A 15,140-nucleotide genomic window follows, 5' to 3' on the forward strand; every position below is an offset into this window, starting at 1 on the left:
AAGTTCGCTCCACGCGGAGCACCTAGCCCTGGCATCCGCATGATGCCAGCACCGACGCTGAACGGTCCATTGCCACCTTGTTTGCGGCCGCACCGGGTTCAAGGCCGTTGCCGATGAAGGAGAACACCAACAGCCGTCCGTCGGCGTCCACAACGTAGCCACTCAATGCGATCACCGTATTCAGCGTTCCGGTCTTGGCCCGGACCAGTCCGGCTCCCTCGGCGGTGCTGGCGTCCACGTACCTGTCATCCAGGGTGCCGGTCAGCCCGGCTACCGGGAAGCCATCGAGCGCCGTCCGAAGCGCCAGGTCCGGTCCGCTGGTGATGGCTCGGACGACCTCGGCAAACTGGCGGGCGCTGACCTGGTTTTCCAAGGCAAGCCCGGAAACATCGGCCAACTGCATCGAATCCGTGGTGATCCCCAACTCCCCCAGCCGTTGCCGCACGGCTGCGGTGGCGCCGTCGTACGTGGCCTTTTGACCGGAGGCCAAGGCAGTCATCCGTCCCAATGCCTCGGCCAGGAAGTTGTCCGAGGACTCAAGCATGAGGTCCACCTGCTCGCTGACTGTGGCCGATTCCGCGGCCGCCAGCACCTTGGCGGGGATGCCTTTGCCGCGTTCGACGCCGGGACTTACCGCCACGCCGGCCGCCGCCAACTGCTCGGCGAAGGCCTGGGCCGTAGTGGCGGTGGAATCCTGGGGCCTCGGCCCCGTCAGGACATCGGCCGAGTAGCGCCCCGAGTTCAACGCAAGGGAGAACAACGGAGCGGTCTCGCCGGCGGCCACGTCATCCAGGCTCCAGGCCGGGTTGAGGGGCGCACCGGTGAAGAGGGAGTCGTCCACCTGGACAGTAACAGGGCCCTTGACTCCGGCTTCAGCCAAGGCAGCGGCGGTATCGGCGGCCAGGGAAGCCAAGCCGGCGCGGCCCATGACTGCAGACGGATCGGACGCGGAGGCACCCAGCAGGACGTCCCCTCCCCCGGTCAGCACCACTGTTGAGGGATCCTCACCGGCGAGCACGCGCGTGGTGAAGCGGGATTCCGGACCGAGCGCCTTCAAAGCAGCGACGGCGGTCAGCAACTTCATGTTGGAGGCCGGAATCCGGTTGGCGTCGGCGTCGCGGTCGAAAAGGACCTGGCCGGTGGAGGCGTCCATCACCACACCGCTGATGCTGCCGCCGCCAGCGGGTTTCAGCGTGGCGTCCAGCAAGCGGGCAACTTCAGCGGGCACCGGAACAGGGGCGTCAGCGTTCAAGGGAAGCACACCGCTGGCGTCGGCCAGGCGGTCAGGCTCCTGCTGCCATGATGGGACCGAAGGTGACGGCTTGGGCGCGGCGAGCAGGCCCGGCACCATGCCAACCACCACCACCGCACCGAGGCACAGCAGGACCGTGGCCAACAGCACCGGCCATTTCAAGCGCCCCCACGCCGAAGATACCCAGCGGGCACCCCCGTTTTTAACGCCCTTCATGCAGTTGCTTGGTCCTGTCAGTCCTGAAATGTCCCCGCCGGTTCAAGAAACCCGGGCCTCTCGCTATATCCTCAATAGTAGTCGGCGGCACCGGCTGTCCTTTTGCCTGCCGCCAGCCCCGGGTTTAGCAGCCTGCCTGAGGCACCGTCACCCGTGACGGCCGCTTCGGCGGGGCGACGCCCCACCCACACCCGTCAAGGAGCATTCCATGAAGCACGACGTGACCATCGAGATCCCCAAGGGATCGCGCGTCAAGTACGAAGTTGACCACGAAACCGGCCGTGTCCGCCTGGACCGCGTCCTGTTCACCTCCATGCAGTACCCCACGCACTACGGTTTCTTCGAGAACACCCTGGGCGAGGACGGCGACCCGCTGGACGCACTGGTGCTCCTGCAGGATTTCGACCTCCACCCGGGCGTCATTGTTGAATCCCGCCCCATCGGCGTCTTCAACATGACCGACGACGGCGGCGGAGATGCCAAGGTCCTCTGCGTCCCCGTTGACGCCCGCTTCGACCACATCCAGGAAGTCAGCGACGTCAGCGAATTCCTGATCAAGGAAATCGAGCACTTCTTCACTCGCTACAAGGACCTGGAGCCCGGCAAGTGGGTCAAGGCCGAAGGCTGGGGCGACCGCGCCGCCGCCGAAGCAGAGCTGGAAGCTTCCATCAAGCGCTACGTTCCGGCAGCACACTAGTCCGCCCGACGGCGGCTGGTGCGGTTCACTGCGAACCGCACCAGCCGCCGTCGTGCTTTAACGTCCTGATTTTGTGCACATGGGCATGTCTCCCCATCGCGGCAGCTTGCAGGTCGGCCTAGGCTGGGACGAGACTTTTCGACGCTTGTACACAGGGGGTTCCACATGGCTGGGTTCTACGGCGCAGACATCGCGCAGCTTCGCAGTCTGGCCGGCGTGATGGGCAAGGCTGCCGATGCCATCAATCTGGAGAGCTCGCAGCTGTCCAACGCCATTAATTCGACGACGGCGTGGCAGGGCAGGGACGCCACTGTGTTCAAGGGCGATTGGAATTCACAGCACCGGCAAAGCCTGGTGAAGGCCGCCAACATGTTGCGCGAAAACGCGAGCCAACTGAAGAAGCACGCCAACCAGCAGGAGTTCGCCAGCCACAATGACGGCTCGGGGACGTCGGTGGGCGTCCTGAAGGACGTCTACGACACCGGAATGGGCGTCAAGGAACTCGGCGCCCAGCTATGGACCGCTTACAAGTACGGCAAGCTCGGCCATGCGGAATGGGTCAAGACCCGTGAGGTGCTCACCAACTGGCGCGCCGGCGGCACCGTGGTCCGCGATGCCCTGACCGCGCTCCGCAACGGCGAGAAGGTCACCGACGTCATCACAGACCTCAAGGCCAATATCCCCTACAGCCAGGCGTTCCAGGATGCCAGCAAATTCTCCAAGGGACTGCGCATTGCCGGAGCCGTGGCCGCTCCTTTGAACATTGTTGGTGGCATCAGCGACATGATCAACCCCGAGCACGACGGCTGGCGCGGCACCGGCGACCGCGTTGCCGGTGGGTTGTCCGTGGTGGGTGGCGTGGGCAGCATCATGCTCATGACAGCCGGTGGCGCCGCGCTGCTTGGACCCATTGGGGCGCCGATCGTCATCGGCGCCGGACTGGTTGCCGGGGCTTGGGCCTTGGGCAACCTCGTGGCCGATAACTGGGACTCCATCAGCAACTTCGCCCGCAACCCGGGCAGCTACATCGCCGATGGCGCCAAGGAGGTGGCGGGCTTCGCCAAGGACGTAGGCAGTAAGGTGGCAGACGGGGTCAGTGACGCCGCCAAGTCAGTCGGAAACTTTGTCGGAGGGATATTCGGATGACCACCAGCACCATGAAATGGACCCAGCGGGACATCGAGGCCGCGGCCAAGGTCCTGGCATCAGCCAGCGCAACAGGGGCCGCGCTGCCCACGCTGACTGATGAAGAAGTGGTGGCGCTGGACGGCGTCCAGCACGAACAGTTGGTGGCCCTGCCTTGGCTTTCGGCCCAGGACGGAAGCAAGGAACTGATGTGCGCCGTCGCCTTGCGCGGACTACTCGCCAAAGAGCTGGTGTATCCGGTGGTTTTCGAGGGTGAAACCGAACCTTCCCGTCTGCACGCCACCGAAGAAATAACCGGTGCGCTCACCCTGCGCCGCAGCGGAAGCAGCGTTGTTTCCGTGGAACGCACAGTCTCCACTGGCAAGCGCTGGCTCTACGGCTACGTCCACGACGACGGTGTCCTTTTGGAGGAAGTGGACGAAGGTGGCCTGCACGGCTTCACCGTGGTCACCCGGGATCAGCTGGTTCCCCGCCTGGCCGACTTCGTAGATCCTGAGAAGGCTGCCGCCAAGGACACCGACCCCGCACTCTACACAGAGGCCCAATTCGAGGCACACGCCGCCACAGCACTTGCCGACACCCAGGCCGCCAGCAACGTGGTGGCTTTCAACTCCGACACCGATGAATTCCCGACGGTCACCGTGTACACCGGCCCGTCCGGCGTTAGCGTGCTGACGCCTCAGGTAGCCGGCGATTCCGTGTCGTTTGAGCTCCAGGAAACCTCCGCAGCTTCCTTGGCCCGGATCCTGGGCGGGTTGGCCGGACTGAGCTGACGTCCGCTCGCAAAGCCCCCCCATCGCCGTCGAGCTGAAAGCCACTCATGAGCACTCCTAAATCCACAACCTCCACCGGCTTGGTCGATCCAGTCACCGGACGCGCTGTTCGCCGCCACACCGACACCGGCGCGTACTTCGTCAAGGCATCCGGAACCGCCCACTTCTGGGGCCGCGTATTGGATGCAGTGGTGTTCCTGGCGGGCTACGTCATCCTGGCTGCGATCGCCGCAGTGGTGCGTGAGTCGATGATGACCAACGGATCCCTGCTGGGATACAACGACGGTTTCTGGCTGACCCTCTACATTGTCCTGTGGTTTGCGGGCCTGTTGGTCTACGGCATGATCTGGGGCACCGCCGGCAGCGTTGGAGACGCGGCCGCGGGCATGCGCTCCGTGCGGATCAAGGACGGCACGACGGCGGGAGCCTGGTTGGGCGGATGGCGCGCCATCTGCTGGTCCTTCTTCCCGTTCTTCGTGGTGATGGTCATCGCCTCAGCGCTCAGCGGTGGGGGCGGCGACACTTGGGACCCGAAGTTTGCTGCCATTGATCGTCGTTCAGGCATTGCCCGCGGCCAGCAGCCGGTTCCCGATCCCAAAGTTGTGGCAGCTGAAAACGCCGCGGCCGGGGAGCGTCAGGACCTACCCAACCTCTATGGCCGGCGTCCGGATGCGCGGCCGTAATTGGCTGGTTCGCCGCGTTGAGCGCGAGTTGGGTCCCCAGCTGGGGCAGCTCCGCTATGTAGCATTTTCCCGGCGCATCTATTGGAACGTCCTGGCCCCCTGCTTGCTAATCGGCTTCGCCTTCGGGGCCATTGCAGAGTTTGTCAGCCCCATCCGTTCCACCAGGGAAGCCGGACACTTCAACGATCCCGCTTTCTTTGTGATCACCAGCCTGCTGACAGGCCTCGTACTGTGGGCAATGACCTTCCTGGGCAGCTTCCGGAAACTCTTGGTCCTCGATGGCGGAATCGTGGCCAAGTACTCGCAGAAACACACCCGTTTGGTAATCCCCTGGGCCGAGATTGTCCCCGGGACCCTCAAAGCCGTGACCACTGCCGACGGCACCGATCCCGAGCGCCGGCTGGTGGCACGTCGAAAAGTTTCCTTGGGTGCCGGAGGCAGTAACGCAGTGGTTTTCCAGGCCCGCGACACTTTCTGGATATTCGCGTCAAACCAGGATCCCGCCCCTTTGGTCACAGCCATCCACGGGGCCATGAACGACGCCGGAACACCGGGCGCCGCGCAGGCAGCGGCAGGTGCGCTGCCCGCCGTCGTACTGACCGGGCGAATGACGCTCGACTGACAAGCTTTGCCCGGCAAAGGGCAAATTTGGCCCTTGCAGACCGTCTACCAGCCGGTAGCATGTGATCCACTATGTTCACTCTCACCATCAACCAACGCGACAGTCGCCGCGACGGCGATCTTGTGCCGCAGCTGCTCAAGGACCTGCGGCATATTCCTGCCCGGCTCGACTTTGACCGCTCCGTTGAGGATGAGGTGCAGGGAATCGTAGAGTCCGGCCACCAGGCCGTGGAGACTGCGTTGATCGCCCTCAGGTCCAGCCAGTGGTACGTGGGAATCGGCGTGGGACCCATCAATGAGCCGCTGCCCAACCTGGTCAAGGATGCCTCGGGCCACGGCTTAGTGTACGCGCGCCGGGCCGTCGACAGGCTGCGCAACGGCAAAGAGCGGATCCCCGTCGCCGTGGACGGGCCGTTGTCCGCGTTGGCCTCGGAAGCCGAGGCTGTACTGCGGCTCCTGGGACACATTGTCCAACACCGCAGCGCGGCGGAATGGCGGGTCCTTGACCTGCTCACACCCGGGGTCCGGGGCCAGCAAAAGACGGTGGCGCAGGAGCTCGGCATCACCACCCAAGCCGTCAGCAAGGCGCTGGCACGGGCTCAGTGGGCGGAAGAACACGCCGCCCGTCCGGCCGCAGCGCGCCTCCTGCAGCTGATCCTCGAAGTACGCTGAATCATTTCCGTGCCTGACCGCACCCCACCAGGAGGGCTTATGCCGTACACCGTTGACTTCGAGGCAGTTTCGACCGTCGGTTTGGAATCGTCCCCCGTGGCGGAGACCGCCGCAGGATTGCGCGCCAACGAAGCCCGCTATTTCTGGACCAAATACAAGCACATCTTCACGGTAAGCCCTGCGGAGGAAGTCCCCGCGGTGGTGGAGCGCGTAAGCCGGATCCTTCGGGAAGAGCGCGACATCGTCATTGAGTCCCGTCCGCTGCAAGCCACCGCCTTCCAGGTCGAAGACCTGCACATGGCTTACGTGTTCTACGAATCAGGGCTGTCGATCAACGTGATGTACAGCCTCGACGACGGGAAGCGGGCCGTTGGTCTGAAGTTGGCCGAGGGGATGGACATCCCGGCCGAGTTGGAAGCCAAGTTCAAGTTTGCCCGACAGAAATCCAAGCTGGCCGGGGTTATCCGCGGCTCCTTCTTCCTGATCAAGGGCGAGTACCCGCCCAACTGAGTCGCATTTAATGCCGTTTTAGGGGCTCAGAAGGGCATCTGCTGCGACTCAGCTGGGTCAGCGGGACACTCTACTGGTTGCTGACGTTGTCCCTGGCCGTCTGCGCGCGGTCCTGGACGTCGGCGGCTGCTGCCTGGCCCTCGTCCTTGACGTTGGCTGCGGCGTCCGTGGCGCTGTCTTTGACGTTCTGCATCGCATCCTGCGCGGGCTCGCGCAGGTGCTCGGCAACTTCCTGGGCAGCGTGGCTCAGCTCATCGGTCAGCGGCTGGGCAGCGTCCTTAATTGCTTGGGCAGCTTCGCGTTCCTTCTCTGAGGCCGGGAACAGGGAGGCCACCAACAAGCCCGCTCCGAACGCGATCAGGCCAGCTGCGATCGGGCTGCCTTGTGCCTTGCGGGTGATTGCCTGCGGTGCGTCGCCAATGTCGGAAACAACCCCGGAAACGGCATCATGTGCTTGGTGCGCGGCGTCGCCGGCCCTGTCCTGCACGTCATCGCGAGCGCCGAAGACTGCAGTCTTGACCTTGTCCACACGGCGGTTGACGATGTGCGACGGCGTGACCCTGTCAGCTACCGCATCAACGTTGGTGCTCAGCCGCCGGCGTGTTTCTTCGATGTCGGCGCGCAGGGCGTCGGGGTTCTGCGTCATCGTGACTCCTCAATGTTCGGTTTCAAAGCCGGGGGTATTTCCTTGACCGTCTGGGCGGTCCGGGGCATGCCCTTGATGGTGTTCAGTTCCTTGCGGCCCAGCGTGGCCAGGACCGCAGCGATGATTCCCCAGATGACCCCAACTATGACGGCGGACCACCCAGGGCCAACAAGCTGGCCCAAGGCCCAACAAGGGCGATGGACAGGAACAGCACGGTGATGTGGCCCGCACAGGCCGCTCCGCCCAGCATTCCCGCGCCTTTGCCTGCTTTGGTGGCAGACTCCTTGAGTTCGACCTTGGCCAGCTCCACTTCCTGGCGCATCAACGTTGAAACGTCCCGCGTCAGGTCGCCCAACAGCTCGCCGAGGGGAAGGGTTTCCGCCTTCACATGGGCCTCTGTGGGTGGCAGATTGGCGTGACTGCCTGCTGGACCAAGTCCGTTGCGACGCCGCCGTCCTCCGTTGAATTGGCCATGGTGGACAGCTCATCAGAGATTGACCGCATACCCTCGGCAACCCTTTGCTGCTGGGCTTGGGCTTGCTCGGACAGCTCGCCTTTGGTTTGAGTGAGCAGCTGGCGGGCGTTCACCTTGACCTCGTGGGCCACGTGACCAGTTTCAACGTCCGGCGAGTCCAGGTAGCTTCCGGTGAAGGGCTGGGTCCCGGCGTGGGCCCCACCCCTTGGCGCTGCGAAGCTTCCGTCCTGCGGAGATTGGCTCTCAGCCATTGTCGCTCTCTTTCCACAGTTGGCAGGCTGCGGACAGCAGCCGGGATAGTAAGTATCGTTACTATCAATGGTTGTGTACCCGCTTGCGGCGGTTCCAATCACAACCACAGAGGAAATTGATGCTTCGCTCACGTTCAACACTTTCGGCTCGACAGGTGACGACATACCTGCGAACGTTGGCTTGATGAGCCAACTGCCAAGCAGGCGGCGGCTGATCCCCGCGCTTCGAAAAACCGTCACACGCCACCGACTCCTCTTCGCGGCCAAAACAGCCGTTGCAGCCGGACTCGCCTGGTACCTCGCACCCTTCATGCCCGGGTCCGCGGCCGCCTATCCGTACTACGCCCCGCTGGGCGCCTTGGTCAGCATGCACCCCACCGTGGCGGACTCCGCCAAGCATGGGCTGCAAAGCCTGGCCGGATTGGTCCTGGGCATCGGCATGGCTTTTGCCATCACCACCGTGGCAGCTCCAACGGCCCTCGCTGTCGCTTTGGTGGTGGGACTAGGCGTTCTGATCGGCGGTCTTCCCCGGCTGGGCACTGCGTCCGAATGGATTCCCATGGCAGCCCTGTTCGTGCTGGTGTTGGGAGACTCAAATGCCGAAGGCTTCTCCTTTGCGTACGTCCTCCAGATGGCCCTGGGCGTTGCCGTAGGCTTCGCCGTGAACTGGCTGGTTTTCCCGCCTTTGCACCTCGACGACATCGACCCCGCAATCGCCGGCCACCAAGGCGCATTGTCCCGCCAGCTCAAGGACATGGCCAAGGCAATGCAGGAGTCATGGCCGCCCAACCATGAGGCATGGGCCACCCGCAGCGACGAGCTGTCCCTCACTGCCGCAGCCGTGCGGACTGCGGTGCACCAAGCTGAGCTGAGCGCCAAAGCGAACCCCAGGTCCCGCCGTCGAGCCACCCGCCTTCCGGGCGATTTGGCTGAACTGCGGACGCTTGAACGGCTCACGTTCCATGTCCAGGACATCACCGACGTCCTTGCGAGCGCCATCTGGGAGGAAGGCGCCGGGACAGTCGTCCCCGATGCCGTGGTGGGCAATCTGGCCGAGTCCCTGAATGCCGTTGCGGCCGTCATTGACCACTGGCGGGATGCGGAATCCGGCGAATTGGCCAGCCGCTTGGCGGAGGCCAAGGACGGCATCACCGCCCTCAGCGATGCCGTGGCCGAGGCCGCTGCAAATCAGTCCCCTGTCAACGCACCGGCGTCAGTGGCCATGAGCCTGCGCCGGATCCTTACGGTTGTCTTGTCCGTGGACTAATGCCGTCACCGAGGTTCGAGCGCCGGGGAGGAATCCCGGCCCCTCCGGCACCCATTCCGTCCAGCAACCGGGCCTGGAGGTCCCCGAGGATTCTCGAGAGCTGCGTGAGACCTGCATTTGGGACATCCCGAGAGCTCCAGCGATGGTGGACTGCGTTTCCTCGCGGTAGTAACGCCGATAGAGCAGGTGCCTGTCCTCTGCGCTCAATTCCCGCATGGCATTTCGCAGTGCCAACACATCCTCAATCCGGTCAGTCGGGCACCCCAGGGCCGAAAGGGTGCCCTGAAGGCCTTCACGCCCCTCGGATGCCGGGGCATCCAGGGAGTCGGGCCGCTTGCTGGTACCAGCCATCAGGGCTTCACGAACCTGACCGGGATCCAGACGCAGGTCTGCCGCAACTTCGTCCGGCGTCGGAGTCCTCTGGAGAGTCTGCGTCAGCTCTTCGGTCCGCGCCAGCACTTGGCGCCTAAGGTCCTGGATGGTCCGCGGCGGGCGTACTACCCAGCAGTGATCACGAAGGTATCTCTTGACCTCCCCTGCGATAGTGGGCGCCGCGTAAGCAGGGAAGCTTGCGCCCTTTGACTCGTCATAGACTCCACCAAAAGGAAAGCATACTTACTATTGGCATACAACCGGGTTAGGCTCACAAGGTAGCCATGTCCACCGGATCGGAGATCTCCATGGAAGACCCACAGCTCGCAGAGCCGACTACGGTGCTGTCCGATATTCAGGATCTGTTGCTCAGCACTCCGGATGTCGAAGCGTTTCTTGAAGAGCTGGCCCGCCACTCGGCAACCATGTTCAGCAGCCCTGACGCAGAGGTTTACTGCGGGATCACACTGATGCGCCACCGCACAGCCGGCACCGTGGCGAGCAGCAGCGAACGTGCACGGCAATTGGACGAGGTCCAGTACGCTTACCCGGACGGTCCTTGCCTCCATGCTTGCCGCGAAGGCACCCAGGTCCACATCCCCGACTTTGAGAAAGACAACACGTGGCCGGACTACAACGAGGCCATCACAGGCCATGGGCTCCGTTCCGTGTTGGCGGTTCCTTTCCCGCTCCCGGACAACGCCTCGATGGCCGGCCTCAATCTGTACTCAGATCGTCCCAACGCCTTTGACCAAGCAGCCGTGCAGCGCGCCAACGACTACGTGGAGCAGGCGTCCAAGGGTCTTCAGCTGGCAGTCCTGATCGCACAGCACAGCCAAACAGCCGCCAATCTGCGGGCTGCCATGGAGTCCAGGACGGTGATCGACGTAGCCACAGGCATCATCATCGCCCAGAACCGGTGCACCCAGGTGGAGGCCATCGAGCTTATTAAAAGGGCCTCCAGCAACCGCAACGTCAAACTGCGGGTGGTGGCGCAGGCCATCGTTGAGTCGGCCGGCGGAGGGCCGATCCAGACTGTCTTCAAGTAGGTCGCTACCCCTGCATGGCACCGATGATGGCGCCCATGGCCGTGAAAGTGACCACGTTGTAGCTGCCATTGATGGCAAACAGCGTCAAGCTGCGGCGCTCGAACAGATAGTTCACGCCAAGCGCCGTGGCCACCCATCCCAAACCGGCAGCCAGCCCTGCAAAGGTCCCGAACGCGAAGCCGCCACGGCCAATGAACGCCGCCAGGAAGACGGCCATCACCACGGCGAGGATGAATGAACCCACAAAGACCCGCGCAGTTCCGGACTTCAACTGCTCATCGCTCACGCCGGCGGCTTTCTGCCACGGCTTGGCGAAGAGCAACGAATACCAGAGCCCACCCACCACGAATGTCGCCAAGGCAGCCAACAGCACCGCAAGCCAATTGATCTGAATCTCCATGGGGGTCCTCTCCAAGGTGTGCAGTTCCTGAATGCACAGTACGCCCGGGAAGGTGAGGGGGCTTGTATAAAACCCGCACGTTATCGGGAGACTTCCTCCAGCGGAACAAAAGTGGCGTATTCAGCGCCGTAACTCCGCACCACCTCAAGGTACTCGGTGGGCGTAAAGCCGCTGAAGCGCCTAAAGGCCCGGATCAGGTGCGGCTGATCGTAGTAATCGGCCAGGTGCAGAAGTTCACGGCCCGGCACCGAGCCTTGGGGCAGCGCTGCCGCCTGGTTGACGATCCGGTTGAATCTGCACACGTCCGAGTAGGCCTTGGCGGTGGTCCCGCAGTCCCGCATCATGACCCGCTCCAAGGTGGAGGAGCTGACCCCCAACCCTGCCGCAAGGACGCTGATCTCCACGTCTTCCTTGGCGAGGGTTTCGACAGCCTGCACGGTTCTCGGGTCCGCTCGGTAGCCGGGCCTGATCTGTTGCTGCATGAACCCTGCCAGGGCCGCGAATGCTTGCCCGGGCTCGGCCTCCCCAAGATGCGAGCGCAGGTCCGTAAAGCCCGGGAAGATGACCTCGGCATCCACCACGCGGTTCTGAAACCCCGACGGCGGTTGGCTGGTGAACGCCGCAAGGCCGTAGGGAGTCAGGCGGGCACCAACGTTGAAGAGCTGATCCGGGTTCTCGCTGATGACGTAGCTGCGCTGCAGGCCGGCATAGAAACCTGTGGCAACTTCCGTTGCCGTGGGTTCGCTGGCGTTTCCGGACGGCCTGATCAGACGGTACGGCTCCGAGAGGTTGAGAATCAGGTGCGATTCCGGCCCGGGGAGGATTTTCTCGTACCGGGCCTGAGGCTGGGCGCGGACAAACCAAAGGGAGGTGACGAACGGCTGCAAACCCGGCGGCGCGGGACACTCTTCGTAGAACACAGCCCCAGTCTAGGTAGCTCCGCGACAAATCCCGCCGGGGCCCGCGACAGTTACAGCAGGCTGCGCAACACCTGCGCCGCGCCGTCGTCGAGCACTGACGCAGTGACCTCATCCGCAACGGCGAGTACCTCGTCCGGAGCCTGACCCATGGCGACACCGCGACCCGCCCAGGTGAGCATCTCAATGTCGTTGCGCCCATCACCCACGGCTACTGTGTTGGCTTGGTCAGTACCCAGTTTCCGCCGCAGTGCCTCCAGGGCGCTGGCCTTGGTGACTCCCTCAGCGGCAATGTCCAGCCATGCCGTCCAGCCCACCGAGTAGGTCACGCCGGAAAGCCCGATGTGCTTAATGGCCTCGTTGAATTCGTCAGAGGTGTTCTCGCTGCTGAAGACCACCACGCGTACCGCCGTAGCATCCAGCATGGTCTGGAAATCGACGCCGATGGACTCCACGCCAAAGCTGGCGTCCTGGAAGCGCTCGGTGGAGAGGAAGTTTCCGTCCTCGTCCTCCAGCGCGTACTTGGCATTGGGCAGCCGCTCGCGCAGGGCCCTCAGAGCTGGCGCGGGATCGAAGGTGGCCTTGTGGATGATCTCGTAACCCTTGTCCAGCGAAGGATCCAGTCGAAGTGTCACGCCGCCATTGCAGCAAACGGCGTAGCCTCGTTCAAGGCCGATCTGCTCGATGATCGGGAGCGTCGCATTGAGCGAACGGCCGGTAGCGATCATGACGTCGTGTCCGCTGGCAACCACAGCCTGGGCAGCGGAGCGAACGCCCGGTGACATGTGGCCATCGTGGTCAACGAGCGTGCCGTCAACGTCCAAGGCGACCATGAGGTTGTTGTTGTTATTTGGCTGGTCATCGATGCCAGCAACTGGAGTATCAGTCAAAATAGTCATGCTTACAGTAGAGCAGACACCTCCGACACTGAACTAGGACCGGCGCCACAGCGGGGGATTAACGGACGATGAACAGTGGTCATGTGGATGCTTGCCCGCCGCTCCGGAGAATCACAAGCTGCTGGGTGGCCCGGGTCATGGCGACATACCGGTCCACGGCGCCCTCTACGCCGGCGCCTTCGTGGCCATCCCCGAATTCCTCCGGGTCCAGCAGGACCACGAGGTCGAACTCCAGGCCCTTGCATAATTCAGGGGTGAGCCAGCTGACGCGGTTCAATGTCGCTTTGGGTGCTACGTCGTCCCGCCGGCTGATGACACAAGCCGTGCCCTCCGGGTTTTCGGCGAGCCAGGTTTCCAGGAAGGAGCTGAGCTCCTGCGTTTTTCCATGGACCACGGGGAGGCCACTGCTGCGGACCGAGGTGGGAACGTTGGCGTCCGGGAGGGCTGCCCTGATGACCGGCTCCGCTTCCGCCATGACCTCCTCAGGCGTGCGGTAGTTGATGCTCAGGCTGGCCAACGTCACGTTGCCCAGGCCCACGCGTTCCAGGCGTTCTTCCCACGACTCAGTGAAGCCGTGCCTGGCCTGGGCACGGTCCCCCACCACCGTGAAGCTTCGTGACGGGCAGCGAAGCAGCAACATGCGCCACTCCGCGTCCGTCAGTTCCTGTGCCTCATCCACCACAATGTGCGCGAACGGTCCTGCGAGGACATCCGGATCCGGGGTGGGCAAGGCGTCCAGGTCCACCAGTTTGTCCCGCATGTCATCGCCGCGCAGCATGTACATCTCCATGTTCTCGGAGTCGTCCGCTGCAATCAGGTCATCCACCACCCGATCCATGAGCTCCCGTTCAGCGGCGAGTGTTGCCTCCTGGCTTCGCCTTCGCCGCGCGGCTTCAGGGTCACCGAGCCGTTGCCGGGCTGCGTCCAGGAGTGGCAGGTCCTCGACCGTCCACGCGTCGGGGAATTCACGCTGCAGCGTGGTTCTTTCATCAGGCTGCAGCCATGGTGCGCACAGGCGCAGGTACGCCGGCACCCGCCACAGCTCGGCCACCAACCCTTTGTAGTCGAGCAGCGGCCACGCACGGTTGAAATTCGTGTGCAGCCCAGCGTTATGGGTGAACGCCCTGCGGAGCAAACTCTCCGGAAGATCGTGCCCGGCCAGCTTATCCATGAGGATTTCCAGCAGCGCCTCCCACACATCATCACGCGCTTCATTGTGCGGGGTCCCTGGTTCTGCGGCATCAAAAGCCTCGGCCCAGTCCTCGGCGCTGAGCCAGACGTCGGCGTAGGGGGTCTCGACCTCCATACCCTTGGCCGGCGGCTCCTCGTAGAACTTCACCGCGCGCTCCACCGCCGTGACCATGTCCACGGACGACTTGAGGCGAACCACCTCCGGATCGCTTTCGACGGCGGCCGTGGCACCTTCGGGGACCAGATCCCGTAACGTGCAGGTCTGCACACCCTCCTCACCCAGGCTGGGAAGAACATCGGCAACGTAGGCGAGGTAGGGCTGGTGGGGGCCAACAAACAGAACATCACTCTTTCGATGGCTGCCGCGGTGGCTGAGTCGGGGATCCGAATAGAGCAGATAAGCCGTCCGGTGCAACGCAACCACAGTCTTTCCGGTACCTGGACCGCCGTCGAGCACTAAAGCCCCGCGCGAGCCCGCGCGAATGATCTGGTCCTGGTCCGCCTGGATGGTGCCCAAAACGTCGCGCATCCGTGGTGAGCGGGTGCTTCCCAGGCTGGCGATGAAGGCAGACTGGTCATCAAGGGCCGCATTTCCCTGCAGCCCGTCAGCGGTGAACACTTCGTCCCAATAGTCACTGATCCGGCCCTGTGTCCAGCGGTACCGGCGCCGGCTCACCAAGCCCATCGGATTGGCGTGGGTTGCACCAAAGAACGGCTCGGCAGCAGGCGAGCGCCAGTCGATCAGGAGCCTGTGCCCTTGGCTGTCATTGAGTCCCAGCCGGCCAACGTACACAGGATCCGGACTGTCCGCGCTCACCATACGGCCCAAGCAAAGGTCCAGACCGAAGCGCCGCAGGGCCCTAAGCCTCGCGGTGATCCGATGAATCTCCTGGTCACGGTCCAAGGCAGCTTGGCCACGACCCCCTGGCTGCTTTCGCGTGAGGTCGAGGCGGCCCGACAAGTCCGCAATGGATTCCGACAGGTTCTTGGCGATGGCTTCGAATTGCCGCTCGTCGCTGCCTATCAGCTGCGGATCGGCCTTACGTGCACGCTGTTCCGGCAGGGCAAATGCACTGGATTTCAAGGGGCTGATTTCGGGCATT

The 15,140-nt window shown here is 63.6% G+C and carries 17 protein-coding genes and 1 pseudogene; 9 read left to right on the forward strand and 9 right to left on the reverse strand.

All coding sequences use genetic code 11. From position 1 onward, the window contains the following. Positions 1-22: 22 nt before the first annotated feature. Positions 23-1,468, reverse strand: coding sequence for a D-alanyl-D-alanine carboxypeptidase/D-alanyl-D-alanine endopeptidase (gene dacB, locus ACSSVG_RS09520; RefSeq protein WP_492418599.1), 1,446 nt, complete (start codon positions 1,466-1,468; stop codon positions 23-25). Positions 1,469-1,676: 208 nt separating this feature from the next. Between dacB and ACSSVG_RS09525 the strand changes: the two genes are divergently transcribed. From ACSSVG_RS09525 to ACSSVG_RS09555, 7 genes are all read left to right on the forward strand, one after another. After that, positions 1,677-2,165: an inorganic diphosphatase gene (locus ACSSVG_RS09525; RefSeq protein ID WP_024818962.1), complete on the forward strand. Its 489-nt coding sequence runs from the start codon at positions 1,677-1,679 to the stop codon at positions 2,163-2,165. Positions 2,166-2,330: 165 nt separating this feature from the next. Continuing rightward, entirely contained in the window at positions 2,331-3,311 is a 981-nt protein-coding gene (locus ACSSVG_RS09530; RefSeq protein WP_231341157.1) for a hypothetical protein, read from the forward strand. Continuing rightward, entirely contained in the window at positions 3,308-4,084 is a 777-nt protein-coding gene (locus tag ACSSVG_RS09535) for a hypothetical protein (protein WP_492418602.1), read from the forward strand. Before ACSSVG_RS09530 ends, ACSSVG_RS09535 begins: the two co-directional genes overlap by 4 nt. A gap of 47 nt (positions 4,085-4,131) precedes the next feature. Next, the gene (locus tag ACSSVG_RS09540) at positions 4,132-4,767 is read left to right on the forward strand and encodes a hypothetical protein (protein WP_492418604.1); all 636 of its coding nucleotides are present in this window, start codon (positions 4,132-4,134) and stop codon (positions 4,765-4,767) included. Continuing rightward, positions 4,739-5,389: a hypothetical protein gene (locus ACSSVG_RS09545; RefSeq protein ID WP_492418606.1), complete on the forward strand. Its 651-nt coding sequence runs from the start codon at positions 4,739-4,741 to the stop codon at positions 5,387-5,389. The genes ACSSVG_RS09540 and ACSSVG_RS09545 overlap by 29 nt, the downstream gene beginning before the upstream one ends. Before the next feature lie 71 nt (positions 5,390-5,460). Continuing rightward, entirely contained in the window at positions 5,461-6,060 is a 600-nt protein-coding gene (locus ACSSVG_RS09550) for a hypothetical protein (RefSeq protein WP_231341161.1), read from the forward strand. Between the two features lie 39 nt (positions 6,061-6,099). Continuing rightward, on the forward strand, positions 6,100-6,570 hold the full coding sequence (locus ACSSVG_RS09555; RefSeq protein ID WP_492418608.1) for a DUF8821 family protein: 471 nt from the start codon (positions 6,100-6,102) through the stop codon (positions 6,568-6,570). 70 nt (positions 6,571-6,640) lie between these two features. On the opposite strand, the gene ACSSVG_RS09560 is transcribed toward ACSSVG_RS09555, so the two are convergent. From ACSSVG_RS09560 to ACSSVG_RS09570, 3 genes and pseudogenes are all read right to left on the reverse strand, one after another. Beyond that, positions 6,641-7,216 carry a DUF3618 domain-containing protein gene (locus ACSSVG_RS09560; protein ID WP_492418609.1) on the reverse strand — a complete coding sequence of 192 codons (576 nt, stop codon included), beginning with the start codon at positions 7,214-7,216 and terminating at the stop codon, positions 6,641-6,643. Beyond that, a pseudogene (locus ACSSVG_RS09565) lies at positions 7,213-7,625 on the reverse strand (phage holin family protein). The gene ACSSVG_RS09560 and the pseudogene ACSSVG_RS09565 overlap by 4 nt, the downstream one beginning before the upstream one ends. Beyond that, positions 7,601-7,942, reverse strand: coding sequence for a hypothetical protein (locus ACSSVG_RS09570; protein WP_492418611.1), 342 nt, complete (start codon positions 7,940-7,942; stop codon positions 7,601-7,603). The pseudogene ACSSVG_RS09565 and the gene ACSSVG_RS09570 overlap by 25 nt, the downstream one beginning before the upstream one ends. Positions 7,943-8,126: 184 nt before the next feature. Here ACSSVG_RS09570 and ACSSVG_RS09575 point away from each other — a divergent pair, with 184 nt between their 5' ends. Continuing rightward, a complete protein-coding gene (locus ACSSVG_RS09575) occupies positions 8,127-9,209 on the forward strand; it encodes an FUSC family protein (RefSeq protein WP_231341166.1) in 1,083 nt (360 codons plus the stop codon). On the opposite strand, the gene ACSSVG_RS09580 is transcribed toward ACSSVG_RS09575, so the two are convergent. Next, positions 9,156-9,752, reverse strand: coding sequence for a sigma-70 domain-containing protein (locus tag ACSSVG_RS09580; RefSeq protein WP_492419174.1), 597 nt, complete (start codon positions 9,750-9,752; stop codon positions 9,156-9,158). The genes ACSSVG_RS09575 and ACSSVG_RS09580 overlap by 54 nt on opposite strands. Before the next feature lie 137 nt (positions 9,753-9,889). Between ACSSVG_RS09580 and ACSSVG_RS09585 the strand changes: the two genes are divergently transcribed. After that, a complete protein-coding gene (locus ACSSVG_RS09585; protein ID WP_231341188.1) occupies positions 9,890-10,630 on the forward strand; it encodes a GAF and ANTAR domain-containing protein in 741 nt (246 codons plus the stop codon). Positions 10,631-10,634: 4 nt separating this feature from the next. Here the strand turns inward: ACSSVG_RS09585 and ACSSVG_RS09590 are convergent, their stop codons facing one another. From ACSSVG_RS09590 to helR, 4 genes are all read right to left on the reverse strand, one after another. Continuing rightward, positions 10,635-11,030 carry a DUF1761 domain-containing protein gene (locus tag ACSSVG_RS09590; protein WP_231341167.1) on the reverse strand — a complete coding sequence of 132 codons (396 nt, stop codon included), beginning with the start codon at positions 11,028-11,030 and terminating at the stop codon, positions 10,635-10,637. Between the two features lie 80 nt (positions 11,031-11,110). Continuing rightward, complete coding sequence (locus ACSSVG_RS09595) at positions 11,111-11,950, reverse strand: DUF6597 domain-containing transcriptional factor (RefSeq protein WP_492418612.1); 840 nt, start codon at positions 11,948-11,950, stop codon at positions 11,111-11,113. Between the two features lie 50 nt (positions 11,951-12,000). Beyond that, positions 12,001-12,846, reverse strand: coding sequence for an HAD family hydrolase (locus tag ACSSVG_RS09600; protein WP_231341169.1), 846 nt, complete (start codon positions 12,844-12,846; stop codon positions 12,001-12,003). 79 nt (positions 12,847-12,925) lie between these two features. After that, positions 12,926-15,139, reverse strand: coding sequence for an RNA polymerase recycling motor ATPase HelR (helR, locus tag ACSSVG_RS09605; protein ID WP_492418614.1), 2,214 nt, complete (start codon positions 15,137-15,139; stop codon positions 12,926-12,928). Between the last annotated feature and the right edge of the window lies 1 nt (position 15,140).

Source organism: Paenarthrobacter sp. E2MeOHC11 (assembly GCF_058744955.1).

Bases quoted from the DNA above. Each gene is read 5' to 3' on its own strand.
- ACSSVG_RS09530 (WP_231341157.1), top strand. From the start codon at position 2,331: ATGGCTGGGTTCTACGGCGCAGACATCGCGCAGCTTCGCAGTCTGGCC.
- ACSSVG_RS09585 (WP_231341188.1), top strand. From the start codon at position 9,890: ATGGAAGACCCACAGCTCGCAGAGCCGACTACGGTGCTGTCCGATATT.
- ACSSVG_RS09570 (WP_492418611.1), bottom strand. From the start codon at position 7,942: ATGGCTGAGAGCCAATCTCCGCAGGACGGAAGCTTCGCAGCGCCAAGG.
- ACSSVG_RS09535 (WP_492418602.1), top strand. From the start codon at position 3,308: ATGACCACCAGCACCATGAAATGGACCCAGCGGGACATCGAGGCCGCG.
- ACSSVG_RS09555 (WP_492418608.1), top strand. From the start codon at position 6,100: ATGCCGTACACCGTTGACTTCGAGGCAGTTTCGACCGTCGGTTTGGAA.
- ACSSVG_RS09545 (WP_492418606.1), top strand. From the start codon at position 4,739: ATGGCCGGCGTCCGGATGCGCGGCCGTAATTGGCTGGTTCGCCGCGTT.
- ACSSVG_RS09560 (WP_492418609.1), bottom strand. From the start codon at position 7,216: ATGACGCAGAACCCCGACGCCCTGCGCGCCGACATCGAAGAAACACGC.
- dacB (WP_492418599.1), bottom strand. From the start codon at position 1,468: ATGAAGGGCGTTAAAAACGGGGGTGCCCGCTGGGTATCTTCGGCGTGG.
- ACSSVG_RS09600 (WP_231341169.1), bottom strand. From the start codon at position 12,846: ATGACTATTTTGACTGATACTCCAGTTGCTGGCATCGATGACCAGCCA.
- ACSSVG_RS09525 (WP_024818962.1), top strand. From the start codon at position 1,677: ATGAAGCACGACGTGACCATCGAGATCCCCAAGGGATCGCGCGTCAAG.
- helR (WP_492418614.1), bottom strand. From the start codon at position 15,139: ATGCCCGAAATCAGCCCCTTGAAATCCAGTGCATTTGCCCTGCCGGAA.
- ACSSVG_RS09550 (WP_231341161.1), top strand. From the start codon at position 5,461: ATGTTCACTCTCACCATCAACCAACGCGACAGTCGCCGCGACGGCGAT.
- ACSSVG_RS09575 (WP_231341166.1), top strand. From the start codon at position 8,127: ATGAGCCAACTGCCAAGCAGGCGGCGGCTGATCCCCGCGCTTCGAAAA.
- ACSSVG_RS09590 (WP_231341167.1), bottom strand. From the start codon at position 11,030: ATGGAGATTCAGATCAATTGGCTTGCGGTGCTGTTGGCTGCCTTGGCG.
- ACSSVG_RS09540 (WP_492418604.1), top strand. From the start codon at position 4,132: ATGAGCACTCCTAAATCCACAACCTCCACCGGCTTGGTCGATCCAGTC.